Origin of the sequence: Amycolatopsis vancoresmycina (genome assembly GCF_000716785.1) — a bacterium.
GTDB lineage: Bacteria > Actinomycetota > Actinomycetes > Mycobacteriales > Pseudonocardiaceae > Amycolatopsis > Amycolatopsis vancoresmycina.
In genome coordinates, this window is record NZ_JNYY01000019.1 from 142,799 (window position 1) to 165,629 (window position 22,831).

At 73.9% G+C, this 22,831-nt stretch carries 23 protein-coding genes; 10 read left to right on the top strand and 13 right to left on the bottom strand.

Annotation, left to right across the window (positions count from 1 at the left end; all coding sequences use genetic code 11):
- Positions 1-47 precede the first annotated feature (47 nt).
- The 3 genes from OO60_RS35645 to OO60_RS35655 are packed head-to-tail and all read right to left on the bottom strand — an operon-like array spanning position 48 to position 3,114.
- On the bottom strand, positions 48-1,202 hold the full coding sequence (locus tag OO60_RS35645; protein ID WP_004558637.1) for an acetyl-CoA C-acetyltransferase: 1,155 nt from the start codon (positions 1,200-1,202) through the stop codon (positions 48-50).
- Positions 1,203-1,210: 8 nt separating this feature from the next.
- Positions 1,211-1,972, bottom strand: coding sequence for an SDR family oxidoreductase (locus tag OO60_RS35650; protein WP_004558638.1), 762 nt, complete (start codon positions 1,970-1,972; stop codon positions 1,211-1,213).
- Complete coding sequence (locus OO60_RS35655) at positions 1,969-3,114, bottom strand: acyl-CoA dehydrogenase family protein (RefSeq protein ID WP_033263013.1); 1,146 nt, start codon at positions 3,112-3,114, stop codon at positions 1,969-1,971. Before OO60_RS35655 ends, OO60_RS35650 begins: the two co-directional genes overlap by 4 nt.
- An 82-nt stretch (positions 3,115-3,196) precedes the next feature.
- Here OO60_RS35655 and OO60_RS35660 point away from each other — a divergent pair, with 82 nt between their 5' ends.
- The 5 genes from OO60_RS35660 to OO60_RS35680 are packed head-to-tail and all read left to right on the top strand — an operon-like array spanning position 3,197 to position 8,649.
- Positions 3,197-4,729 (top strand): FadD3 family acyl-CoA ligase, encoded by a 1,533-nt coding sequence (locus OO60_RS35660; RefSeq protein ID WP_003068516.1) that lies wholly within the window; start codon positions 3,197-3,199, stop codon positions 4,727-4,729.
- Positions 4,726-5,571, top strand: a complete 846-nt coding sequence (locus tag OO60_RS35665; protein ID WP_003068519.1) for an enoyl-CoA hydratase — start codon at positions 4,726-4,728, stop codon at positions 5,569-5,571. The genes OO60_RS35660 and OO60_RS35665 overlap by 4 nt, the downstream gene beginning before the upstream one ends.
- A complete protein-coding gene (locus OO60_RS35670; RefSeq protein ID WP_003068523.1) occupies positions 5,571-6,701 on the top strand; it encodes an acyl-CoA dehydrogenase family protein in 1,131 nt (376 codons plus the stop codon). Before OO60_RS35665 ends, OO60_RS35670 begins: the two co-directional genes overlap by 1 nt.
- Entirely contained in the window at positions 6,698-7,609 is a 912-nt protein-coding gene (locus tag OO60_RS35675; protein ID WP_003068526.1) for an acyl-CoA dehydrogenase family protein, read from the top strand. The genes OO60_RS35670 and OO60_RS35675 overlap by 4 nt, the downstream gene beginning before the upstream one ends.
- Entirely contained in the window at positions 7,606-8,649 is a 1,044-nt protein-coding gene (locus tag OO60_RS35680) for an acyl-CoA dehydrogenase family protein (RefSeq protein ID WP_003068528.1), read from the top strand. Before OO60_RS35675 ends, OO60_RS35680 begins: the two co-directional genes overlap by 4 nt.
- Here OO60_RS35680 and OO60_RS35685 read toward each other — a convergent pair.
- Together OO60_RS35685 and OO60_RS35690 are read right to left on the bottom strand one after the other, a co-directional pair.
- Positions 8,639-9,388 carry a zf-HC2 domain-containing protein gene (locus tag OO60_RS35685; protein ID WP_003068531.1) on the bottom strand — a complete coding sequence of 250 codons (750 nt, stop codon included), beginning with the start codon at positions 9,386-9,388 and terminating at the stop codon, positions 8,639-8,641. The two genes, OO60_RS35680 and OO60_RS35685, sit on opposite strands and share 11 nt — an antisense overlap.
- A gap of 152 nt (positions 9,389-9,540) precedes the next feature.
- Positions 9,541-9,960, bottom strand: coding sequence for a VOC family protein (locus OO60_RS35690; RefSeq protein ID WP_033263014.1), 420 nt, complete (start codon positions 9,958-9,960; stop codon positions 9,541-9,543).
- A 46-nt stretch (positions 9,961-10,006) separates the two neighbouring features.
- Here OO60_RS35690 and OO60_RS35695 point away from each other — a divergent pair, with 46 nt between their 5' ends.
- Positions 10,007-10,660 (top strand): GntR family transcriptional regulator, encoded by a 654-nt coding sequence (locus tag OO60_RS35695; RefSeq protein WP_033263015.1) that lies wholly within the window; start codon positions 10,007-10,009, stop codon positions 10,658-10,660.
- On the opposite strand, the gene OO60_RS35700 is transcribed toward OO60_RS35695, so the two are convergent.
- Entirely contained in the window at positions 10,641-12,269 is a 1,629-nt protein-coding gene (locus tag OO60_RS35700; RefSeq protein WP_003068542.1) for a CocE/NonD family hydrolase, read from the bottom strand. The genes OO60_RS35695 and OO60_RS35700 overlap by 20 nt on opposite strands.
- Positions 12,266-12,874 (bottom strand): TetR/AcrR family transcriptional regulator, encoded by a 609-nt coding sequence (locus OO60_RS35705; RefSeq protein ID WP_003068545.1) that lies wholly within the window; start codon positions 12,872-12,874, stop codon positions 12,266-12,268. The genes OO60_RS35700 and OO60_RS35705 overlap by 4 nt, the downstream gene beginning before the upstream one ends.
- Before the next feature lie 70 nt (positions 12,875-12,944).
- Between OO60_RS35705 and OO60_RS35710 the strand changes: the two genes are divergently transcribed.
- Positions 12,945-13,958, top strand: coding sequence for a zinc-dependent alcohol dehydrogenase (locus OO60_RS35710; protein ID WP_033263016.1), 1,014 nt, complete (start codon positions 12,945-12,947; stop codon positions 13,956-13,958).
- Between the two features lie 4 nt (positions 13,959-13,962).
- Here the strand turns inward: OO60_RS35710 and OO60_RS35715 are convergent, their stop codons facing one another.
- Together OO60_RS35715 and OO60_RS35720 are read right to left on the bottom strand one after the other, a co-directional pair.
- Positions 13,963-14,883, bottom strand: coding sequence for an alpha/beta fold hydrolase (locus OO60_RS35715; protein WP_033263017.1), 921 nt, complete (start codon positions 14,881-14,883; stop codon positions 13,963-13,965).
- A gap of 49 nt (positions 14,884-14,932) precedes the next feature.
- Positions 14,933-16,489, bottom strand: coding sequence for an adenylate/guanylate cyclase domain-containing protein (locus OO60_RS35720; RefSeq protein ID WP_033263018.1), 1,557 nt, complete (start codon positions 16,487-16,489; stop codon positions 14,933-14,935).
- A 106-nt stretch (positions 16,490-16,595) separates the two neighbouring features.
- Between OO60_RS35720 and OO60_RS35725 the strand changes: the two genes are divergently transcribed.
- Both OO60_RS35725 and OO60_RS35730 read left to right on the top strand, forming a co-directional pair.
- Positions 16,596-17,498: an AurF N-oxygenase family protein gene (locus OO60_RS35725; protein ID WP_004559159.1), complete on the top strand. Its 903-nt coding sequence runs from the start codon at positions 16,596-16,598 to the stop codon at positions 17,496-17,498.
- Between the two features lies 1 nt (position 17,499).
- A complete protein-coding gene (locus tag OO60_RS35730) occupies positions 17,500-18,960 on the top strand; it encodes an FAD-dependent oxidoreductase (protein ID WP_004559158.1) in 1,461 nt (486 codons plus the stop codon).
- Positions 18,961-19,315: 355 nt separating this feature from the next.
- Here OO60_RS35730 and OO60_RS35735 read toward each other — a convergent pair whose 3' ends face one another.
- Positions 19,316-20,251, bottom strand: coding sequence for a carbohydrate kinase family protein (locus tag OO60_RS35735; protein ID WP_004559157.1), 936 nt, complete (start codon positions 20,249-20,251; stop codon positions 19,316-19,318).
- Entirely contained in the window at positions 20,248-20,892 is a 645-nt protein-coding gene (locus OO60_RS35740) for a class II aldolase/adducin family protein (protein ID WP_004559156.1), read from the bottom strand. The genes OO60_RS35735 and OO60_RS35740 overlap by 4 nt, the downstream gene beginning before the upstream one ends.
- 60 nt (positions 20,893-20,952) lie before the next feature.
- On the opposite strand from OO60_RS35740, the gene OO60_RS35745 reads away from it, so the two are divergent.
- Positions 20,953-21,561, top strand: coding sequence for a TetR/AcrR family transcriptional regulator (locus OO60_RS35745; protein WP_004559155.1), 609 nt, complete (start codon positions 20,953-20,955; stop codon positions 21,559-21,561).
- On the opposite strand, the gene OO60_RS35750 is transcribed toward OO60_RS35745, so the two are convergent.
- Together OO60_RS35750 and OO60_RS35755 are read right to left on the bottom strand one after the other, a co-directional pair.
- On the bottom strand, positions 21,515-22,390 hold the full coding sequence (locus tag OO60_RS35750; protein ID WP_033263020.1) for a class I SAM-dependent methyltransferase: 876 nt from the start codon (positions 22,388-22,390) through the stop codon (positions 21,515-21,517). The genes OO60_RS35745 and OO60_RS35750 overlap by 47 nt on opposite strands.
- A 1-nt stretch (position 22,391) precedes the next feature.
- Positions 22,392-22,736: a VOC family protein gene (locus OO60_RS35755; RefSeq protein WP_004559153.1), complete on the bottom strand. Its 345-nt coding sequence runs from the start codon at positions 22,734-22,736 to the stop codon at positions 22,392-22,394.
- Positions 22,737-22,831 lie beyond the last annotated feature (95 nt).

Sequence of the window (22,831 nt, forward strand, 5' to 3'; positions counted from 1 at the left end):
CGCAAGTTGTCGTGAGTGGTAAGGAGCGTTCTAACCCTCCTTACCACTCACGACAGGCGTTCGATGATGGTGACGTTGGCGGTGCCGCCGCCTTCGCACATCGTCTGCAGCCCGTAACGCCCGCCGCGGCGCTCCAGCTCGTGCAGGAGCGTCGCGAGGAGCTTGGTGCCGGTGGCCCCGATCGGGTGGCCGAGGGCGATCCCGCCCCCGTTCACGTTGACCCGGCCGGGGTCGGCACCGGTTTCGTCCAGCCACGCCAGCACCACGCTCGCGAACGCCTCGTTGACCTCGAACAGGTCGATGTCTTCGACCGTGAGCCCGGCGTTGCGCAGCGCGTGCGCGGTCGCCGGGATCGGGCCGGTCAGCATCCACACCGGGTCCGCCGCGCGCACCGACAGGTGGTGGATGCGGGCCCGCGGCGTCAGGCCGTGGGCCTCGACGAACGACGAGGACGCCAGCAGGGCCGCGCTCGCGCCGTCGGAGATCTGGCTGGCCACCGCCGCCGTCAGCCGCGAACCCTCGCCCAGCGGTCTCAGGCCGCGCATCCGCTCCAGGCTGGTGTCCCGGCGCGGTCCCTCGTCGTGCCGGAACTCCTCGACCGGCACGATTTCCGCGTCGAAGCGGCCTTCGTCGATGGCGGCCACGGCCCGCTGGTGACTGCGCAGCGCGTACTCCTCCATGGCCTCGCGGCTGATGTCCCAGTGCTCGGCGATCATGTCGGCGCTGCGGAACTGCGAGACCTCGACGCTGCCGTAGCGCTCCTGCCAGCCCTTCGAGCCGGAGAACGGGTCGTCGAAGCCGTACTCGCGCCCGGCCAGCATCGCGGCGCTGATCGGGATCCGGCTCATGTTCTGCACGCCGCCGGCCAGCACCAGGTCCTGCGTGCCGGACAGCACGGCCTGCGCGGCGAAGTGCACGGCCTGCTGGCTCGACCCGCACTGCCGGTCGATCGTCACCCCCGGCACGTGGTCGGGGAAACCGGCGGCCAGCCAGGCGGTGCGGGCGATGTTCCCGGCCTGCGGGCCGAGGGTGTCCGTGCAGCCGAAGATGACGTCGTCGACGAAGTCCGGGTCGACGCGGGCGCGTTCGACGACCGCCTTGATGACGTGCGCGCCCAGGTCGGCGGAGTGCCAGCCGGACAGCGCGCCGCCGCGTCGCCCCACGGGCGTGCGGACCGCGTCGAGGAGGAAGGCTTCGGGCACGGGGGCTCCTAGGGGTGCTGGCTGCTGACGGAGACGACTTCGCCGGTGAGGTAGCTCGCGTAGTCGCTGGCGAGGAAGACCATGACGTTCGCGACCTCCCAGGGTTGCGCCGCCCGGCCGAAGGCCTCCCGCTTGGTGAGGTCTTCGAGGAGCTCGTCGCTGGTCACCTTGGCCAGGAACGGGTGCATGGCGAGGCTGGGCGCGACGGCGTTGATCCGGACGCCGTGCTCGGCGGCGTCCAGCGCGGAGCAGCGGGTCAGGGCCATGACTCCGGCTTTCGCGGCCGCGTAGTGGGCTTGCCCGGCTTGGGCGCGCCAGCCGATCACGGACGCGTTGTTCACGATCGCCCCGCCGCCGCCCTGGGCGACGAACTGCTTCAGTGCCGCGCGGGTGCAGCGGAAGGTGCCGGTGAGGGTGATGTCGAGGACCTTCGCCCACTCGTCGTCGGTCATGTCCAGCACGGACTTCGTGCCGCCGAGGCCGGCGTTGTTGATCAGCACGTCGACCCGGCCGAAGTGCTCGGCCGCGCCGTCGATCAGCGCCTGGACCTGGTCTTCCCGGGTGACGTCGCAGGGAATGGCGTGGACTTCGCCGAGTTCGGCGGCCTTCTCCTTCAGGCGGCGTTCGTGCCAGTCGCTGATGACGACGTGCGCGCCCTCTTCGAGGCAGCGTTTCGCGACGGCGGACCCGATTCCGGTGCCCGCGGCGGCGGTGACCACGACGACTTTCCCCTTGAGGAGCTCGTGGCCGGCGGGGTACTGGGGGATCACGGGCGGGCCTCCCGGGGCAGGCCGAGCACCCGCTCGGCGATGATGGTGCGCTCGATTTCGTCGGAGCCGCCGTAGATCGTGTCGGCGCGGGTGAACAGGAACAGCCGCTGCCACTCGTCCAGCTCGTCGCCGCCGGAGGTCAGGGACCGCGCGCCGCGGGCGCGCACGGCGAGCTCGCCGAGCCCGCGGTGCCACTGCGCCCACAGCAGCTTGCCGACGGCGACCTCCGGCCCGGCGGCCTGCCCGAGGGTCCGCAGGGCGTGCGCCCGCAGGACGCGCAGGCCGAGGCGGGCGCGGGTGAGGTCGGCGCGCAGCAGGGGATCGTCGTAGGTGCCGAGGCGCTGCGCTTCGGCGGTGATGTCGTCGAGTTCGCGGCGGAACCCGATCTGCTGGCCCAGCGTCGAGACCCCGCGTTCGAAACCGAGGGTGGCCATGGCGATCTTCCAGCCGTCGCCCGGCTCGCCGACGACGTGGCCGGCGGGGGTGCGGGCGTCGTCGAAGAAGACCTCGTTGAACTCCGAGGTGCCGGTGAGCTGCTGGATCGGCCGGATGGTGACACCGTCCTGGCGCAGCGGGACCAGGAGGTAGGACAGGCCGTGGTGGCGCCGGGAGCCGGGTTCGGTGCGGGCGACGACGAAGCACCAGTCGGCCACGTGGGCCAGCGACGTCCAGATCTTCTGGCCGTTGACGATCCACTCGCCGGCACGCAGCACCGCCGACGTCGAGACGGCGGCGAGGTCGGAGCCCGCGCCGGGCTCGGAGTAGCCCTGGCACCACAGCTCTTCGACGGCGGCGATCTTCGGGAGGAACCGGGCTTGCTGCTCGGGGGTGCCAAAGGCGATCAGCGTCGGGCCGAGCAGCTGCTCGCCGATGTGGTTCACCCGCGCGGGCGCGCCCGAAGCCGCGTACTCCTCGTGGAAAGCGACCTGCTCCGCCAGCGAGAGGCCGCGGCCGCCGTGCTCGACCGGCCAGCCGACGCACGTCCAGCCCGCGGCGGCCAGGTGGCGTTCCCAGGCCAGGCGCAGCTCGAACTCCTCGTGCTCCCGGCCCGGGCCGCCCAGGCCGCGCAGCCGTGCGAACTCGCCGGTCAGGTTGGCCGCGAGCCAGCCCGCGACCTCGCGGCGGAATCGCGTCGGTTCCACGCACGCCTCCTTGCTGCCCGGCCGGTCCGGCACCTAGGGTAATGAGAACACGTTCTACTTTGCCGGTCCAGAGGAGGGTGTGGTGGGACAGACCACGATCCCGGCCGTCGTCCGCGACGCCGCCGCGAAGTTCGGGTCCGCCGAGGCGCTGGTCGACGGGCCCGTGCGGCTCGGCTACGACCAGCTTCTGGAACGTGTTCGAACCGTCGCGCGGGCGTTCGCGGCGTGCGGCGTCGAGGCGGGGGACCGGGTCGCGATCGCGCTGCCGAACACCCACCACTGGGTGACGGCGGCGCTGGGTGCGCTCTACGCGGGCGCCACCCTGATCCCGGTCAACACCCGTTTCACCGCCACCGAGACCGTCGACCTGCTCGTCCGCGGCCGGGCCAGGGCCCTCGTGGTGGCCGCGGACTTCCTCGGCACCGACCGCCACGCGGCGATCCGTGCGACCGGTGCCGGGCTGCCGGACCTCGGCACCGTCGTCCGGGTGCCCCTCGACCAGCCGCACCGGCCGGTCGAGGGCACGCTGGGCTGGGACGAGTTCCTCGCCACGGCCGCCCGGGTCCCCGCGGCCGACGCCGAGGCGCGGGCCGACGCCGTCCGGCCCGGCGACGTCAGCGACATCCTGTTCACCTCGGGCACCAGCGGCCGGTCGAAGGGCGTGCTGTCGGCCCACGGCCAGGCCGTCGACGTCGCCGCGGCCTGGGCGGACTGCGGCCAGGTCACCGACGGCGACCGGTACCTGGTGATCAACCCGTTCTTCCACAGCTTCGGCTACAAGGCCGGGATCCTGGTCGGGCTGCTCACCGGCGCGACGATCGTGCCGCAGGCGGTGTTCGACGTGCGCGCGGCGCTGCGGGCCATCGAGCGGGAGCGGATCTCCGTGCTGCCGGGCGCGCCCACGGTCTTCCAGTCCCTCCTGCACGAACCGCGCAAGGGCGACCTGTCGTCGCTGCGGCTCGCGGTCACCGGCGCGGCCACGGTGCCGGCGTCGCTCGTGCGCCGGATGCAGGCCGAACTCGGGTTCGAAACCGTCCTCACCGCCTACGGCCTCACCGAAGCCGTCGTGGTGACGATGTGCCGCCCCGGCGACCCCGCGGAGCTCGTCGCCGGCACGTCCGGCCGGGCCACCGCGGGCTTCGAGGTCGCGATCCAGGGCTCGCCGGGCGAGATCGTGGTCCGCGGGCCGAACGTGATGCTCGGCTACCTCGACGACCCGGAGGCGACCGCGAAGGCCGTCGACGAAGACGGCTGGCTGCACACCGGTGACGTCGGCGAGCTCGACGCCGCCGGCAACCTCACCATCACCGGCCGGCTCAAGGACATGTACATCTGCGGCGGGTTCAACGTCTACCCGGCCGAGGTGGAACACGCCCTGATCGAACTCGGCGGCGTCCGCGACGCCGCGGTGATCGGAGTCCCGGACGAGCGGCTCGGCGAGGTCGGCAAGGCCTTCGTCGTCGGCACCGGGCTCACCGAGGAGGCGGTCCTCGCCTTCTGCCGCGAGCGGCTGGCCAACTACAAGACCCCGCGGTTCGTCGAGTTCCTGGACGAGCTGCCCCGCAACGCTTCCGGCAAGGTGCTGAAGCGGCTGCTGAGCGAGGAGAAGGCATGAGTGAACCGGTGGTCCGCTCGGAGCGGCGCGGGCCGGTCGCGGTGGTGACGATGAACCGGCCGGAGTACCGCAACGCCCAGAATTCCGCGATGACCTACGCCCTCGACGACGCCTTCACGGAGGCGGTGAACGACCCCGGGGTGAAGGTCATCGTGCTGGCGGGCGAAGGAAAGCACTTCTCGGCGGGGCACGACATCGGCACGCCGGGCCGCGACGTGGACGTCAGCTTCGACCGGCGGGCGGTGCTGTGGTGGGACCACGTCGACCGGGAGGGTGGTGACCAGCGGTTCGCCCGCGAGTCCGAGGTCTACCTCGGGATGTGCCGTCGCTGGCGGGAAATCCCGAAGCCGATGATCGCGAGCGTCCAGGGTGCGTGCATCGCCGGTGGCCTGATGCTGGCCTGGGTGTGCGACCTGATCGTGGCCTCCGACGACGCGTTCTTCGCCGATCCCGTGGTGCGCATGGGGATCCCGGGCGTCGAATACTTCGCGCACCCCTGGGTGCTCGGGCCCCGCGCGGCCAAGGAGGTGCTGTTCACCGGCGAGCGGTTCAGCGCCGCGCAGGCCAAGGAGTGGGGGATGCTCACCCGGATCGTCCCGCGCGCGGACCTCGAGCAGCACACCCTCGAACTGGCGGAGAAGATCGCCGGGATGCCGCAGTTCGGGCTGGCGCTGGCGAAGAAGGCGGTCAACCAGGCCGAGGACCTGATGGGCCTGCGGTCCGGCATGGACTCGGTGTTCGGCCTGCACCACCTCGCCCACGCTCACAACGCGGAGACCTCGGCGGACTCGCTCGGCGGGCAGTCCGCGCGGTCCATGCGTGACGCGGACAAGGGGACGTGATGGACCTCGACATCGACGAAGCCTCCGCCGCCTTCCGCGACGAGGCCCGGGAATGGCTCGCTGCCCACGTCCGCTCGCTGCCGTCGATGGACACCGCGGACGGCTTCGCGGCCCACCGCGAGTGGGAGGCCGAACTCGCCGAAGCGCGCTGGTCGGTCGTGTCGTGGCCGCGGGAGTACCACGGCCGGGACGCCTCGATGCTGCAGTGGCTGCTGTTCGAGGAGGAGTACTACGCGTCCGGGGCGCCGGGCCGGGTGTCGCAGAACGGCATCTTCATGCTCGCGCCCACGTTGTTCGCGCACGGCACGCCGGAGCAGCGCGACCGGATCCTGCCCGCGATGGCCACCGGCGAGCAGGTGTGGGCGCAGGCGTGGTCGGAACCCGAAGCGGGCAGCGACATCGCCGCGCTGCGCAGCACGGCGGTGCGCACCGGCGGCGGCTGGCTGCTGTCCGGGCAGAAGACGTGGAGTTCCCGGGCCGCCTTCGCCGACCGGGCGTTCGGGCTGTTCCGCACCGATCCCGAAGCCCAGCGCCACCACGGCCTGACCTACTTCATGGCCGACCTGCGCGCCGAGGGCGTCACCGTGCGCCCGATCCCGCAGCTGGACGGCGAGCCGGGGTTCGCCGAGATCTTCTTCGACGACGTGTTCGTCCCGGACGCCGACGTGATCGGCGAGGCCGGCCAGGGCTGGCGGGTGGCGATGACGACGGCCAACAACGAACGCGGCCTGTCGCTGCGCAGCCCCGGCCGGTTCCTCGCGGCCGCCGGCCGCCTGGTGGACCTCTGGCGGGAGAACGGCGAGTCACCGTCCACACGGGACAGAGTGGCGGACGCCTGGATCGGCGCGCGGGCGTACCAGCTCTACACGTTCGGCACCGTGAGCCGCCTGCAGGACGGCGGCGAGCTGGGGCCGGAGTCGAGCGTCAACAAGCTGTTCTGGTCGCACCTGGACGTCGAACTGCACGAAACCGCGCTGGACGTACTGGGCCCGGCCGCGGAGACCGACCGGGCGTGGGTCGACGGCTACCTGTTCTCCCTCGCCGGCCCGATCTACGGCGGCACCGACCAGATCCAGCGCAACACGATCGCCGAACGGCTGCTGAAGCTGCCGAGGGAGGCCCGCCGATGAGGTTCCAGCTCTCGCCGGAGCACCGGCAGTTCGCCGCGACGCTGCACGAACTGCTGGGCGGGGCGGACACCGCGACCGCGGCCCGTGCCTGGGCGGCGGGGGAGCACGACCGCGGCCTCAAGCTCTGGCGCGCGCTCGCCGACGTCGGGGTCTTCGCCCTGCTGGTGGACGAGGCCCACGGCGGACTCGGCGCGTCGCCGGTCGACGTCGTGGTCGCTTTCGAAGCCCTCGGCTACCACGCCGTGCCCGGCCCGCTCGCCGAGTCGGCGGCGGTCGCCCCGGCGCTGCTCACCGGGGACCGGCTCACCGCCCTGGCCGAGGGTGACCTCCTGGCCACCGTCGTCGCCCCGCCGGAAGTCCCGCTGGCCCTGGACGCCGACGTCGCCGGCGTGGTGCTGGACCTCACCGGCGCGGAGCGCACCGGGACCGAGCTGGTGCGCTCGATCGATCCGGCGCGGCGGCTGTTCCGGGTGCCCGGCGCGCGGGCGGCCGAAAGCCCCGCGTTCGACCGCGGGGTGCTGGCCGTCGCCGCCCAGCTCCTCGGGGCGGGACAATGGCTGCTGGACACCTCGGTGGCGTACGCGCGGCAACGCCGCCAGTACGGCCGGGCCATCGGCGAGTACCAGGCGGTCAAGCACCTGCTCGCCGACGTCGTCACCCGGCTCGAACTCGCCCGCCCGCTCCTGCACGGCGCCGCGGTGGCGGGGGAGACCTTCACCCGCGACGTCTCCGCGGCGAAGGTCATGGCCGCCGACGCCGCCTACCTGGCCGCGCGGACCGCGCTGCAGGTGCACGGCGCCATCGGCTACACGGCCGAACACGACCTCGGGCTCCGCCTGACGAAGGTGCGGGCGCTCGCGGGCGCCTGGGGGACCGGGACGTTCCACCGGGCGCGGGTGCTGCGATGACCGATCCGCTGGACACCGAGGAAGCCCGGGCACTGCGGGACGCGGTGCGCGCGCTGCTCACCCGCCGGTCGGGTCCCGAAGCGGTGCGGGCCGCGATGGCGTCGCCGCTGGGCTACGACGACAAGCTGTGGTCGACGCTCTGCGAGCAGATCGGCGTCGCCGCACTGGCGATCCCGGAACACTACGGCGGCGCGGGCGCCGGCCTCGCCGAGGCGTGCGTCGTGCTGGCCGAACTCGGCCGGACCCTGACCCCGGCACCGCTGCTGGGCTCGGCGGTGCTGTGCGGCGAGGCCCTCCTGCGCACGGGCAACGACGAAGCCTGCGAACGGCTGCTGCCGGGCATCGCCGCCGGCACGACCGTGGCCGCGCTGGCCTGGTCCGATGTGGACGGCCGGTGGACGCCGGCGCTGACGGCGTCGGCCACCGGCCTCGACGGCCGCGCGCACTACGTCCTGGACGGCGACACCGCCGACGTCCTCCTCGCCGTCGCCCGCACGGACGACGGCACCGGCCTGTTCGAAATCGCCGCCGGGGACGTCCGCCGGGACCGGACGCCGACCCTGGACCCGACCCGGCGCCTCGCGGTCGTCGAGTGCGCGTCGGCCCCGGCCCGGCGGCTCGACACCGGCGGGTTCACCGGGCAGCTGCGGCACCTGCGCGACACGGCGGTGATCGCCGTCGCGGCCGAGCAGACCGGCGCGGCGGCGCGAGCGCTGGAGCTGACGGTCGAATACACGCAGCAACGGCGGCAGTTCGGCCGCCCGATCGGGTCGTTCCAGGCGCTGAAGCACCGGATGGCCGACGTGCACGTCCACGTCGAAGCGGCCCGCTCGGCGCTGTACGCGGCCCTGGTGGACGGCGACCCCGAGGCCGTGATGACCGCGAAGGTGGTGTGCGGCGAAGCGTTCGCCCACGCGGCGGCGGAGATGATCCAGCTCCACGGCGGCATCGCGATCACCTGGGAGCACGACGCGCACCTGTACTTCAAGCGCGCCCACGGGACGGCCCGGCTCTTCGGGGACCCGGAGCTCAGCCGGTGAGGCGGGCCGCCGAGCCGGGCAGTTCGCGGTTGGCTTCGTCGAGGCCCCGCGCCACCGCCCGGCAGGCACGGCAGCCGGCGACGTGGTCGGCGATGACGCTCGCCCGGCGCGGCGGCAGCGCCCCGCGGACCCAGGCGCCCATGCGCCGCCGGGGTTCGCGGCAGACCGGCTCCTCCGCGTCCGGCACCTGGACCTGCAGGTAGGCCTGCCGCAGCCCTTCGCGCGCCCGCATCGCCAGCGCCGCCACGCTGTTCGGCGTCAGGCCCAGCAGCGGGGCGACCTCCGTCGGCGTGCCGCCTTCGGCCGCGGTCCGCCACAGGACGGTCCGCCAGCGGCCGGGCAGGGTGCGGTAGGCCGACCACACCAGCCGGACGTTCGACCGGTGCAGGGCCAGTTCGTCGGCCCCGCCGGTGTCGAGCCCGGCGTCGGGGACCGTGGCCCGCAGCTCGACGCGGTTGCGCTGGCTGCTCCACCGCGACACCAGGTGCCGCATGGTCACGACCAGGTACGGCCGCAGCTCCCCGTGCGGCCCGCCGCCCGCCCGCACCACGGCCAGCACCCTGGCGAACGTCTCGGCCACCAGGTCGTCGCGCTCCGCGGGCTGGCGCACCCACGCCCCGGCGGCCCGGCGCAGCGGCTCCGCGTGCCGCCGGAAGAGGCTCCCGGCGGCCTCGAGCTCGCCCTCCCGGAGCGCGGCGAGCAACACGGCGTCGGGCCGCTCGTCGTCGGCTTGGTGCATGGGCTCTCCCGGGGTTCCGGCGGTGCGTCGTCCGGGGGTACCCACTGAGCGCGCGATAGTGCCGCCGGCGGCCGGGCGACCCGATCGAGTGGTCTGCGGCGGCGGTGACCAGCGCTTTCGTCAGGCCGAAGATCGACCGGCAATGGTGCGCTTCACACCGCGAAGACCTGTGAGTCGTCGGCGAAAGCCTTGAACTCCAGGGCGTTGCCGGCCGGGTCGAGCAGGAACATCGTCCACTGCTCGCCCGGCTCGCCCGCGAACCGGACGTACGGCTCGATCACGAACTCCGTGCCCGCCGCGCGCAGGCGCTCGGCGAGGGCGTGGAACTCCGGGATCGGCAGGACCAGGCCGAAGTGCGGCACCGGGACGTCGTGGCCGTCGACCGGGTTGTGGATGCGCTTCGGGGCGGCGGGGGACAGGTGCGTGACGAACTGGTGGCCGTGCAGGTTCCAGTCGATCCACGTGTCGGCGCTGCGGCCCTGGGCGAGGCCGAGGACTTCGCCGTAGAAGCGGCGGGCGGCGGCCAAGTCGTCCACCGGCATCGCCAGGTGGAAGCGGGGGATGACGGGCATCGGGTTCCCTTCGCCGAGGTCAATGTCCAAATGTTAACATCAGGACATGAACAGAGTGGTGCCCGCCCGCCGCCGGGGGCTGGCCGACGAAGTCGCCGACCGGATCCGTGACGCCATCTTCGACGGCGGCTACGCCCTCGGCAGCCCGCTGCGCGAGGTGGAGCTGGCGGAGGCGCTGGGCGTCAGCCGCGGCCCGGTGCGGGAGGCGCTGCTCAAGCTCGAGCGTGAGGGCCTGGTCCGCAGCGAGTGGCACCGGGGCACCACCGTGACCGCACTGTCCGATGAGGACGCCGCCGAGCTCGGCAGCCTGCGGGCGGCCCTCGACGGGCTCGCCGTCGGACTGGTTGTCGACCGGGCGCCGGAGGAAGCCCTGGCCGCGATCGACGCCGTGGTGCGGCGCATGGAACGGGCCACGGGCGAGCACGAGATGGTCCGCTGCGACCTCGACTTCCACGACGCGGTCTACGCCGCCGCCGGCCACCGGCGGCTGCGCGAGGCGTGGCAGGCGATCCGCTCCCAGGTGCACCTGTTCCTGCTGACCCGGATCGGCGCCGCCACCGACGGCTACCTCGCGAGCATCCCCGCCGAACACCGGGAACTCGCGGCCGCCCTGCGCGCCCGTGACCGGGAGACGGCCCTCGCGCTCTTCGCCGAGCACCGCCGCCAGGCCTTCGACGTCCTCAGTGGACGGACGGACTAGCCACCGGCAGCACGATCGCCGAGGGGTGCGCCGGGTCGTGGTGGACCTCCTGGTCCGCCGCGCGCAGCGTGACCGCGGTGGCGTGCGGCTCGCCCGTGCCGGGATTGCGGGCGTAGCGCGGGAAAGCGCCGCTGGAGACCTGGACGCGGATCCGGTGCCCGCGCCGGAACCGGTGCGCCGTCGGCCACATCCGGACCGTGACGGCCGCGAGGTCGCCGGCTTCGCGAAGGCTGGTGAGCCCGTCGCAGACGTTCACCGAACGGCCGTCCGGGCCGACGTCGCAGAGGCGGACGAAGACGTCGGCGAACCGCAGGCTCGACCGGAACCAGATCTCCGCGTGCACGTCCCCGATGACTTCGACGTCTTCGCCGAGCACGGCCGTCGTGTAGGTGAGGACGTCCGCGCGGGCTTCGAGGACCGCGTTGCCGACCCGGCCGGCGTCGGGGGCCATGCGGACGCCGCCCGCCGCCGGGGTCGGGTCCGCCGGGTCGTAGCGGTAGCCGTCGGGCGCGGACGCACCGGGTGCGCCGGGGGCGAGCCCGCCGCCCGGCTGCAGGTGGAACCGTTGCGGCGCATAGCCTTCCGGCGGCCAGGAAGCGAAGTCGCGCCAAGCTTCCTCGCCCATCACGAACAGCCGGACCGGGGCCCGCTCCGGTGGTTGCCCGCCGCGCGCGTGCGCGAGCCCGAACTCCAGGGTTTCCCGGAGCGTCGCGCCCGTGCTGCCGAGCAGGTCGGCGCGGGCCGCGTGGGTCCACGGCCCGACCGTCAGCCGGGGACGGCGGCCCGCCTCCTGCAGCGCGCGGAAGTCGCGCAGCTGGCCGGGCAGGAAGATGTCGTACCAGCCGGCGACCGAGCTGACCGGGACGGTGACGTCCGCGACGCGGTGCCGGTGGCCGATCTCCGCCCAGCGCGGGTGGTGCTCCGGGTGGGCGAGGACGTCCTGGACGTAATCGGACCGGTGGCCGATCGCGACGACGTCGGCCTGGGCGAGCGGGAGCGTGGCGAACGCCTGCCGCAGCTTCTTCGCCTGGCTGCGCTGCCGGAACACCGCGAAGCGGCGCTCCTGGACCGCCACCTGGACGCCCCACCCGAACGGCGTCTCCAGCGAAAGGCCGTCCTCGCGCAGGAACTCCAGCGTCAGCCCGGACTCGGTGACCTGCGGGATCATCGCCTTGACCTGCGGCGGGACGCGGTCGGCCACCGCCCACTGGACGTACCCGAGGTAGCTGGCGCCGACGAGCACGATCGCGTCGCCCGCCCACGGCTGCCGCACCAGCCACTCGAGCGTCGCGAGGCCGTCTTCGCGTTCCTGCCGCAGCGGGTCGAAGACGCCGCCGGAGCCGAAGCCGCCGCGGGTGCTCTGGATCAGCACCTGGAACCCGCGCTCGGCCAGCGGCCGCGCCAGGATCGCCCCGAACGCGCCCCGGCGGCCGTACGGCGTGCGCACCAACGCCGTCGGGAGGCCCGCCGGCCCGTCGCGCGGCGCCCACCGGTCGGCGAGCAGTTCGACGCCGTCAGGCATCGGGACCCGCAGGTCGCGCTGGACGGCGAGCCGCCGGGTGGCCGGCGCGGGCAGCTTCAGCAGGTTTTGCACGAGACGGCTGATCACCGACCGGCCTCCTTCGCGATCATCGCGCTGACGACCGAGTGCATCCGCTGCAGCCGGCCGGCGAACGCCTCCGGATCGAGCGGGTCGGGCCCGTCGACGACCCACGCGTTGACGACCGCCCCGGCCCCGCCGGTCAGGAAGGTGGCCAGGTCCTCGATGCTTCCGGCGTCGACGCGGCCGCCGAGCGCGCGGCCGAGGGTGTGCCGGTTGACCGGGAGGAACAGGCCGGTCAGCGCCTTGTTCAGGGCGAACGCGGACGCGCCGGTCAGCAGCGCGCGGTAGAAGCGCCGGTACCGGGCGAAGTGCCGGCCCAGTGCCAGCAGCGACGCGTGTTCGCCGTCGGGGGAGGCGAGGCCGTCGAGCTCGCCGAGCAGTTCGCGCCGCACGAGGTCGAGCGCGGCCTCCAGCAGCAGCGCGTCGCGGTCGCCGAACTGCTGGTACAGCACCTGGCGGCTGACGTCCGCGGCCTCGGCGATTTCGGAGACCGTGACGGCCGTCGAGTCGCGTTCGGACACGAGCTCGACCGCGGCCCGCATCAGCGCGGCCCGGGACCGCCGCACCCGCCGGTCCTTGGCGGGCGCTTCGGTCGTCCAGTCGCTCTCCACAGCCCGATAATGGACAGCTGTCAAGAAAATAGCAAGTGTTCGGCAACTGCCCGCGTGCGAGGATGCGGCCATGTCTTCGACGATGCGGGCCTTCGTGCTCACCGGCCCGCGGGAGTGCTCGGTGCAGGAGGTGCCCGTCCCGCGGCCCGCCGCGGGCGAGGTCGTCGTCGACGTCGAGCGGGCCGGGGTGTGCGGCACCGACGTCGAGTTCTTCACCGGCGAAATGGCCTACCTGCACCAGGGGCACGCCGCGTACCCGATGCGGCTGGGCCACGAGTGGGCGGGCACGGTCTCGGCCGTCGGCGACGGCGTCGACCCCGCCTGGCTCGGGCGGCGGGTCATGGGCGACACCATGCTCGGCGACCGGACGTGCCGCCGCTGCCGCCGGGGGCACCAGCACACCTGCGAGAACCGGCAGGAGGTCGGGATCCGCGGCGGCCGGGCCGGCGCGCTGGCGGAGCGGCTCGCCGTGCCCGCGTGGTCGCTGCACGCGCTGCCCGGCGGGGTCGACGCCGTGCTCGGCGCCCTGGTCGAACCGGGCGGCAACGCCCTGCGCGCGGCCCGCGCGACCGGCACCGGCGGCGGCGACCGGGCGCTGGTCCTCGGGCCGGGCACGATCGGGCTGCTCACGGCGCTGTTCCTGCGGGCGGCGGGCACCGAGGTGCACGTCATGGGCGTCGACGACGGCGCGTTCGCCCGCAGCCTCGGGTTCGCGCACGTGTGGACCCGCGAGACCCTGCCGGACCTGCCGTTCGACGCGGTCGTCGACGCGACCGGCGCCCCCGGCTCGCCCGCGCTCGCGGTGGACCTGGTGGAACCCGCGGGCCGCGTCGTCTACATCGGACTGTCCGGCCGGCCCAGCGAGCTCGACACCCGCGCCCTGGTGCTGAAGGACGTCACGGCGGTCGGCGTGCTGTCCGCGTCGCCCGGGCTGGCCGACACGATCGCCGCGTACGCGAGCGGAGCCGTCGATCCGCGGCCATTGGTGGCGGCGACCGTCGGCCTCGAGCAGGCCGGCGCAGTGCTCGCCGGGGAGCGGACCGGCGGCGCGGGCCCGAAGGTCCACGTCGACCCGCGGCGCTGACCCTTCAGAGCGTCCCGAAGAACTCCAGCAGCGCCGAGTTCACCTCGTGCGGACGTTCCATCTGGACCCAGTGCCCGGCGCCCGGGACGTCGATGACGCCCCGCAGGCCGGGTGCGGCTTCGGCGATCCGGGTGCGGTCGGTGAACGCGTTGGTGAGGTCGCCGTCGCCGCAGAGGAACAACGACGGCGGCGTGATCCGCCTGCCCTGCCAGGGCGCCAGGAGTTCCCAGTTGCGGTCGATGTTGCGGTACCAGTTGAGCCCGCCGGTGAACCCGGAGCGGCCGAACGACGCCACGGCGGTGTCGACGTCCTCGTCGCTCAGCCAGGCCGGCAGCGGGTCCGGCGCGGTGAACCGGTCGAGGAAGCCTTCGCCGTCCCGGACGACGGGGTCCGCCGCGGCCCCGCCGAGCAGTTTGCGGAACGTCGTGCGCAGGTCCGCGCCGAACTCCGCTTCGGCGACGCCGGGCCGCTGGAAGTAGAGCTGGTAGAAGCCGTCGCCGAACCGCTGGCGCAGCAGGCCCAGCGGGGGTGCGGGGGCCCGGACCGCCGGCGGCACGCTGAGGCCGGCCACCCCGCGGACCAGGTCCGGGCGCAGCAGCGCGGTGTGCCACGCGACGGGGGCGCCCCAGTCGTGGCCGACCACGATCGCCTCCCGCTCGCCGAGCGCGCCGATCAGCCCGACGACGTCGCCGACGAGGTGCAGGATCGTGTACTGCCCCGGATCGGCGGGCCCGCCGGTGCCGCCGTAGCCGCGCTGGTCCGGCGCCACGACGTGGTAGCCGGCCTCGGCCAGCGGTCCGAGCTGGTGCCGCCACGAGTGCGCGGTCTCCGGCCAGCCGTGCAGCAGCAGCACGAGCGGGCCGGTGCCCTGCTCGGCCACGTGCACGCCGAGGCCGCCGACCTCGACGGTCCGGTGCGTGAGCATGCGTTTCCCCTCTTCGCCGGGCGCAGTGTCCACACCGGACCGTACGGCATCAGCCGGCGTCGGCCGGACGCGGTGAGGCGAGCGTCGTGGGGCGGTTGCGGCCGCGCAGGGTGACGTCCCCGGTCGCCGTCCAGCGGGCCGCTTCCTCCGCGGCGGCGGCTTCGACGGCCGTCCACGAGGCGAGGAGGCGGCCCGGCGCGTTCTTCGCCAGCTCGGTGAGCCGGGCGGCTTCGTTGACCGGGTCGCCGATGACCGTGTACTCGAAGCGGCGGGGGTCGCCGACGTTGCCCGCGACGGCGTCCCCGGTGGCCACGCCGATGCCGGCCGGGCCGTCCGGCACCTCGGCGGCCAGCCGCGCCGCGATCGCGCGGCCCGCGGCCAGCGCGCAGGTGGCGTGGTCTTCCAGGGGCGTGGGCGCGCCGAAGACGGCCAGCGCGGCGTCGCCGACGAACTTGTTGACCAGCCCGTGGTGCCGGTCGACCTCGTCGACCACCACCGCGAAGAACCGGTTGAGCAGGCCGACGACCTCCTCCGGCGGCCGGCTCGCGGCCAGCGCGGTCGACCCGACGAGGTCGACGAACAGGACCGACACCGTGCGGACCGTGCCGCCCAGCTCGGTGGCCGTGCGCATGGCCTCGACCGCGACGTCGTGCCCGACGTGCCTGCCGAAGAGGTCGCGCAGCCGCTCGCGTTCGGCCAGCCCGGCCGCCATCCCGTTGAACCCGGCCTGCAGGAGGCCGAGTTCGGTCCCGTCGTAGACCGGGATCCGGGCGGCGAAGTCACCGGCGCGGACGCGGTCGAGCGCGTCCCGCACCGACGAGATCGGGTTGACCACCGAGCGGGCGGTGAACACGGTGACCAGCAGCCCGAAGCACAGCACGACCAGCCCGAGCGCGATGACCGACACCGCGAGCCTCGTCGGGGAGACGTCGCCGCGGACCCAGGCCAGCACCGCGGTGACCACCAGCCCGGCCACCGGCACCCCGGTGCCCAGGCACCAGAACAGCAGCATCCGCACGTTGACGCCGCCGGTGGCCGGGCGCGGCGGGGTGGTGCCCGCCAGCGCCAGCGCCGCGTACGGCCGCAGGGCGAATTCGCCGAAGAGGTAGGCGATCGCGCAGACGACGACGGCGGCGAAGGCGACGACGAGGAACTCGGTGAGCACCACCTTCGGCTGCACGAGCGCCGCGAGCCCGCCGAAGAGCAGCGTCGCGATCCCCCAGAGCACGGCCTGGACGTAGGTCAGGCGCAGCGGGACGCGCAGGCTCGCGGCGCGCTCGGCGTCGGTCGGGCGGCGCCCTTCGGCGGCCCAGCGCAGCGTGCGGAGGGCGCCGCGGGTGCCCCACAGCGTCCCGGCGATGACCGCCGAAACGACGTACACGGGTACTGCGACCGCGGTGACGCGGACGAGGTCGCCGGACATCCCGGGGGTCGGCATGAGCAGTGCCGCGAGGCCGGCGACGACCAGCGCGCCGATCACGTTGGTGGCGATCAGAGCGGCGGTGAGCAGGCGCTGGACGCGCCGGCGCAGCACCGCGGCGTCCTGGTCCAGCGGGCCGAGCAGGCCGGAACCGAACGGTACCGCTGAGGAGTCACCGGAGGTCACGGATTGAGTGTACAGTTGTTCACCGAACTCCCCGCAGACGGCCGCCGAAGTATGTGTTACGGTTGGTAACAGTGAACTTCGGTAACACCTGACGAGGAGGTCGGTCATGACGAGCACCAGCGAACCCGGCGTGTCGGACCGGGAGACCGTGGCGCGGCGGCTGCTCGACTCGTCGGAGCAGCTGTCCTACGACCCGGTCACGGAGGTCGACTGGGAAACGCCGCTGGACACGGACTACCACGGCGCCAGCCCGGAGTGGAGCACGCTCTACGGCACCTCCTACTGGGCGGACATGACGCCCGGGCAGCAGCGCGAGCTGACCCGCCAGGAGGCGGCGTCGGTCGCGAGCACCGGGATCTGGTTCGAAATGATCCTGCAGCAGATGGTGCTGCGCGACTTCTACGCCAAGGACCCGACCGACCCGGCGTTCCAGTGGGCGCTGACCGAGATCGCCGACGAGTGCCGCCACTCGATCATGTTCGCCCGCGGCGCGGCGAAGCTGCGCGCGCCCGCGTACCGGCCGCGCCGGTTCGTCGTCGAGCTGGGCCGGGTCTTCAAGGCCACCGCGACCGGCGAAGCGGCGTACGCGGCGATCCTCGTCGCCGAAGAGGTCCTCGACGTCATGCAGCGCGACTGGATGCGCGACGAGCGGGTGGTCCCGTTCGTGCGCACCATCAACAACATCCACGTCGTGGAGGAGTCGCGGCACATGAAGTTCGCCCGCGAGGAGACCCGCGAGCGGCTGCGCGGCGCCGGGTGGCTGCGGCGGCAGATCAACGCCTTCGTCGTCGCGGTCGCGTCGTACTTCATCGTCACGAGCATGGTGAACGCCAAGGTGTACGAGAACGCGGGCCTGGACGGCAAGCGGGCGCGGCGCGAGGCGGCGGCGAACGAGCACCACAAGTCGATGCTGCGGTCGAGCTGTTCCGGGCTGATGGAGTTCCTGCACTCGGCCGGCCTGCTCACCAAGCCGTCCCTGTGGTTCTACAAGCGCGCGAACCTGATCTGACATGGCGTTCGCGATCACCCAGACCTGCTGCGCCGACGCGACCTGCGTGTCGGTCTGCCCGGTCAACTGCATCCACCCGACACCGGACGAGCCGGACTTCGGGCGCACGGACATGCTCTACATCGACCCGGCCACCTGCATCGACTGCGGCGCGTGCGCCGACGCCTGCCCGGTCGACGCGATCTTCCCGGCGGGCGACCTGACCGGGCCGCTGCGGGTGTACGAGGAGCTCAACGCGGAGTACTACGCGGGCCGGGACGTGCTGGCGGAGGTGTCGGCCGCGCCGAACTTCCACCGCTGGGCCCCGCCGGCGTTCGAGCGGGTGCTGCCGAGCGACTTCGCGCCGCTGGACGTCGCCGTCGTCGGCACCGGACCGGCGGGGATGTACGCGGTGGAGGACCTGCTGCTGCACACGAACGCCCGGGTGACGCTGGTCGATCGCCTGCCGGTGGCCGGCGGCCTGATCCGCTACGGCGTCGCGCCGGACCACCCGTCGACGAAGAAGATCGGCGAGACGTTCGCCCGGTTCCACGACCACCCGCGGCTGCGCCTGCGCCTCGGCGTGACGGCGGGCGCGGAGCTGGCCGGCCGGCACGACGCGGTGATCTTCGCGGTCGGGGCCACCGAGGCCCGGCCCCTGGGCGTCCCGGGCGAGGACCTGCCCGGCAGCGTCCCGGCCGCGACGGTCGTCGGCTGGTACAACGGCCACCCGGACGTCGAGCCGGACGCGGTGGACCTGTCGGCCGAGCGGGTGGTCGTGGTCGGCACCGGCAACGTGGCCCTCGACATCGCCCGCATCCTGACGGCGGACCCGGAACAGCTGGCGGGCACGTCGATCGCACCGGAAGCGCTGGCCCGCCTGCGGTCGTCGAAGGTGCGCGAGGTGGTGGTGCTGGCCCGCCGCGGCCCGGAGACGGCGGCGTACACGCGCTCGGAGCTGCTGGCGTTGGCGGCCCGCGGCGACCTGGTAGTGGACACACACGACCCGCGCATCGCCGCGGCGATCGACACCGCGGAAGGCAAGGCGGCGTGGCTGCGGGGCGTGCGGCGCGAGCAGGTGGACTGGTCGGTCCCCCCGCCGGACGGCCGCCGGATCGTGCTCCGGTTCCATTCGGCGCCGGTGGCGTTCCGCGGAGACACGGAGGTCCGCGCGGTGCTCACTTCGGGTGAGGTGGAGATCCCGGCGGGCCGGGTGATCCGGGCGGCGGGCTTCCGCGGGACGGCGGTACCGGGGTTGCCGTTCGACGAGGAGTCGGGCACGGTGCCGAACACGGCGGGGCGGGTCGCGGGGCTGCCGGGGGTGTACGTGGCGGGCTGGATCAAGCGCGGGCCGTCGGGCGGCATCGGGGCGAACAAGGCGTGCGCACGGGAGACGATAGGGGCGCTGCTGGAGGACGCGGTGGCCGGGCGGCTCCCGGTGCGGCGCCGGGGAGTGGGGGCGAGGCTGCGCGGCCGCGCTTGAGCGGCAGAGGGTTTGCGGAATGTGGCGCGCGCTTCTCTGCGAGTGCGGCGCCGGGGGCGAGGTTGTGCGGCCGCGCTTGAGCCGCAGCGTTTTGGAACTCGGCGAGGTCCGGCATTCCCCGGCGAGTGCGGTGTCGAGGGGTCGAGGCTGCGCTTGAGCGGCAGGGGGTTTGTGCATCGCAGCGAGGCGCGGCCCTTCCTGGCGAAGCTGCGCGGTCGCGCCTGAGCCGCAGCGTTTCGCGGAACGCGGCGAGGCCCGGCACTTCCCTGCGAAGTGCCGGGCCTGCCGCCATCCCCGCGGGCAGCCATCGCCCGCGGGGACAACCGGCCGCGGGGGAAGGGCGCGGCCGGCTTTCTCAGGCGAGCACCGGTGTGGTGACGGCGAACGCGTCCGCGGCCGCCAGGTCGAACTCGCCGTGGTCGCTGCCCAGGCCCTGCGCCACCAGGCCCGCCGCCGCGCAGCCGAGCACCGCGGCGTTCCGCAGGGACCTTCCCAAGCCCACCCCGCGGAGGAATCCGGCGGAAAACGCGTCGCCGCAGCCGGTCGTGTCGATCACCGGGACCGCGAACGCCGGCACGGCGATCGTCTCCGCCGCCGTGACCACCAGGGCGCCGCGCGCCTCCCGCGTGACCGCGACGCAGCCGACTCCGCGGGCGAGCAGGGCCCGGGCGCCGTCCTCGAGGGTGGCCGCGCCGGTCAGGCCGAGCACCTGCTCCTCGTTGGGCAGCAGGTAGTCCACTGAGGACAGTGCCGGTGCCAGCCAGGCGAGCACCCCGGGATCGCCGGGGGCGAGCAGGTCGGCGGAGGTGACCACGCCGGCCGCGCGGGCCGGCGCGAGGATCTCCGCCGCCTTCTCGCCGCCCATCAGCTCGGGGCCGCCCAGGTGCAGGTGGGTCGCGCGGGCGAGCTCCGCGTGCGGGGCGTCCGACGGCTCGTAGGTCAGGTTCGCCCCCGGCACGTGGAAGGCGGGCCGGCTGCCGTCGGAGCGGATCGGCAGCACCGACGCCGACGTCTGGACCCCCTCGCGGCGCAGCACCAGCGACGTGTCGACGCCGTGGCGGGCGAGCATCGCCAGCAGCAGGTCGCCGACCGGGTCGGTGCCGACGGCCCCCGCGGTGCGGACCGCCGCGCCCAGCTTGGCCAGCGTGACCGCGGTGCCGGCGGCCGTGCCCGCCGGCCCGAAGCGGATCTGCTCCACCAGCGCCGCGCCCTGGCCGTCCGGGATCGCGTCGACCGGCCGGACCTGCACGTCGAACACGTGCGCCCCCAGCGTGACCACCGTCTGCGTCATCGCCCGTACCCCCGGCGCACGGCCGCGGCGACGACGGCGTCCTGCTGCTCGGGATCCAAGCCCCGCGGTGCGCCGAGCGCCGCGGCCCGCACGTACAGCCCGCACGCCCACTCCAGCAGCAGCGCGTTGTCGACCGCGGCTTCGAGGGTCGGGCCGTGGGTGACCGCGCCGTGGTTGGCCAGCAGCGCGGCGGCCTTGCCGTCGAGCGCGGTGAGGGTTTCCGCGGCCAGTTCCGCGGACCCGAAGACGGCGAACGGCGCGACCCGGATCGCGCCGCCGAGCGCGAGCTGCTGGTAGTGCACGCACGGCAGCTCGTCGAGCACCAGCGACACCGCGGTCGCCTGCGGCGAGTGGGTGTGCACCACCGCGCCCGCGCCGTAGCGCCGGTAGACCCCCAGGTGCAGCTCCAGTTCCGAGGTCGGGCGCCGGTCGCCGGCGACGACCGTGCCGTCCGGGGCGACGACGACCACGTCGTCGGCCGTGGCCCGGCCCAGCACGACCCCGGTCGCGGTCACCGCCACGTGCTCGCCCACCCGGACGCTCACGTTCCCCGCGCTGCCGATGAGCAGGCCCTCGCCCGCGAGCCCGTGGCAGGCCCGCGCCACCGACCGCCGCGCCTCGTCGAGCGCCGAACTCGCCATTGCCATGCGCCGAGGCTAGAATAAACCCGAAACAAAGTCACGTTCAGGTTTGGGGACCGGATGACCGAGGGCCGGTTGCGCCGCGTGCCGCGCCAGGCGCGTTCGCGGGAGAAGCTGGCCAGGGTGCTCGCGGCCGCCGACCGCGTACTCGCCGAAGCCGGCGTCGAAGCGCTGACGACGACCCGGGTCGCCGCCGAGGCCGGCGTCTCGGTCGGCGCCCTGTACCAGTACCTGCCGGACCGCGACGCGATCACCGAAGCCCTCGCCGAGCTCTACCTCGGCCGCCTGGAAACCCTGATGGACTCGTTCGCCGAGCAGGCGGCGGGGGAGACCTGGGCCGATCCCGTCGGCCTGCTCGTCGACGCCTTCGCCGGGCTGTACCGCGCCGAACCCGGGTTCCGCGCGCTGTGGTTCGGCCGCGGCCTCACCGACGGCACCCGGGAAGCCGACCGCGCGCACAAGCGCGTGATGGCCGCCGGGGTGCACCGCGTGCTCGTCGCGCAGTACCTCCTGCGCGACGACTACGAGGCCGCGGTGGCCTGCCGGACGGCGTTCCTCGCCGCCGACGCGGTGATCCAGGAGGTGTTCCGCGGCGACGGCGCCCCCGAGCTCCTGGAACCGGTCAAGACGATGCTGCGGGCCTACCTCGGGCACCTGCCCCGGCCGTAGCGACGAGGAACTCCTCGCCGGGGACCACGCGGAGCCCGTCGGCCCGGTCCGCGAAGTAGCGCTCGTTCAGCTCGGCCCCCGGCACGTGCACGGCGTCGCGGAACCCGGCTTCCCGGGCCATCGCCAGGATTTCTTCCGGGGCGAAGGTGCTGACGAACGGCGTGCCCGCCGCCCGGGCCCGGTCCGCCGTGGCGCGGTGCCGCGCGCGTTCGTCCTCGTCGAGCAGTCCGGGCGGCAGCAGGAACGTCATGGCCACAGTGGACCCCGGGGCGAACCCGGCGATCCGGCGCAGGGTCGCCGCGTTGGCCTCCTTCGTGAGGTACATGCTGACGCCGGTGGAGGCGACGACCGACGGCTCGTCCGGCGCGAACCCCGCGTCCGCGAGCCGCTCCCACCACGACGTCGTCTCGAAGTCGACCGGCACCAGGTGCAGCCAGTCCGGGACACCGAGGCCGAGTTCGGCCAGGCGCGCGCGTTTCCACTCCTGCGGTCCCGGCCGGTCGACCTCGAACACGCGCAGCCGGGCCGCGACGTCCGGACGGCGCTGGGCGAAGGTGTCCAGCCCGGCCCCGAGGATCACGTACTGGCCGACACCGCGCGCGGCCTGCTCGGCGACCAGGTCCTCGACGAACCGGGCCCGCGCGACCATGCCGGCCCGGTAGCGGCCGGCGATCGCCGGGTCCATGTCCTCGCGCTGCCGCCAGCCGTCCCCCGGATCGGCCAGCCGCAGCCCGAGTTCGTCGGCGAACACGTGCGGCGGCGGATCGATCTCGACGTGCAGCGCCCGCCACAGGGCGGTCCGCACGGCGGTGCTGTCCGGCGCGGCCACCTCAGGCCTTCCCGGGCGCCGACAGCGTCCACGTCCGCCCGTCGGGGTCGCGGACGGTCATTTCCCTGGTCCCGTAATGGGTTTCCGTGAACGGCGTGACGACCTCGACGACGTCGTCCGGGCGGAAGGTGTCCGCGTCCGGGACCTTGAACACGACCTGGGTCCGCGGCTCCTGGCTTTCGGGGACCTCGGCGATGAACAGCCAGGGGCTGTCGCCGTTGCGCAGCTGCCCGGAGTTGTGGTCGGTCGCGAAGTCGATTTCGTAGCCCAGTGCCTGGAAGAACTTGGCCGCCTTGCCCCAGTTGTGCGTCTCCAGGTAGATCGCCTCGACGCCGTCGGTCGTCATGTCAGATGTTCCCGTCTGTTTTGCAGGCTTCACGGGGCTGGGAAGATGGGATGGGCCGCTCGGTAAGCCGGTTGGACTGTGATGCGGTGAGAGCT

Coding starts and splice junctions, on each gene's coding strand:
- OO60_RS35725 (WP_004559159.1), top strand. CDS start 16,596: ATGACGAGCACCAGCGAACCCGGCGTGTCGGACCGGGAGACCGTGGCG.
- OO60_RS35690 (WP_033263014.1), bottom strand. CDS start 9,960: ATGCCCGTCATCCCCCGCTTCCACCTGGCGATGCCGGTGGACGACTTG.
- OO60_RS35735 (WP_004559157.1), bottom strand. CDS start 20,251: ATGACGCAGACGGTGGTCACGCTGGGGGCGCACGTGTTCGACGTGCAG.
- OO60_RS35665 (WP_003068519.1), top strand. CDS start 4,726: ATGAGTGAACCGGTGGTCCGCTCGGAGCGGCGCGGGCCGGTCGCGGTG.
- OO60_RS35730 (WP_004559158.1), top strand. CDS start 17,500: ATGGCGTTCGCGATCACCCAGACCTGCTGCGCCGACGCGACCTGCGTG.
- OO60_RS35685 (WP_003068531.1), bottom strand. CDS start 9,388: ATGCACCAAGCCGACGACGAGCGGCCCGACGCCGTGTTGCTCGCCGCG.
- OO60_RS35745 (WP_004559155.1), top strand. CDS start 20,953: ATGACCGAGGGCCGGTTGCGCCGCGTGCCGCGCCAGGCGCGTTCGCGG.
- OO60_RS35695 (WP_033263015.1), top strand. CDS start 10,007: ATGAACAGAGTGGTGCCCGCCCGCCGCCGGGGGCTGGCCGACGAAGTC.
- OO60_RS35740 (WP_004559156.1), bottom strand. CDS start 20,892: ATGGCGAGTTCGGCGCTCGACGAGGCGCGGCGGTCGGTGGCGCGGGCC.
- OO60_RS35680 (WP_003068528.1), top strand. CDS start 7,606: ATGACCGATCCGCTGGACACCGAGGAAGCCCGGGCACTGCGGGACGCG.
- OO60_RS35710 (WP_033263016.1), top strand. CDS start 12,945: ATGTCTTCGACGATGCGGGCCTTCGTGCTCACCGGCCCGCGGGAGTGC.
- OO60_RS35715 (WP_033263017.1), bottom strand. CDS start 14,883: ATGCTCACGCACCGGACCGTCGAGGTCGGCGGCCTCGGCGTGCACGTG.
- OO60_RS35755 (WP_004559153.1), bottom strand. CDS start 22,736: ATGACGACCGACGGCGTCGAGGCGATCTACCTGGAGACGCACAACTGG.
- OO60_RS35675 (WP_003068526.1), top strand. CDS start 6,698: ATGAGGTTCCAGCTCTCGCCGGAGCACCGGCAGTTCGCCGCGACGCTG.
- OO60_RS35670 (WP_003068523.1), top strand. CDS start 5,571: ATGGACCTCGACATCGACGAAGCCTCCGCCGCCTTCCGCGACGAGGCC.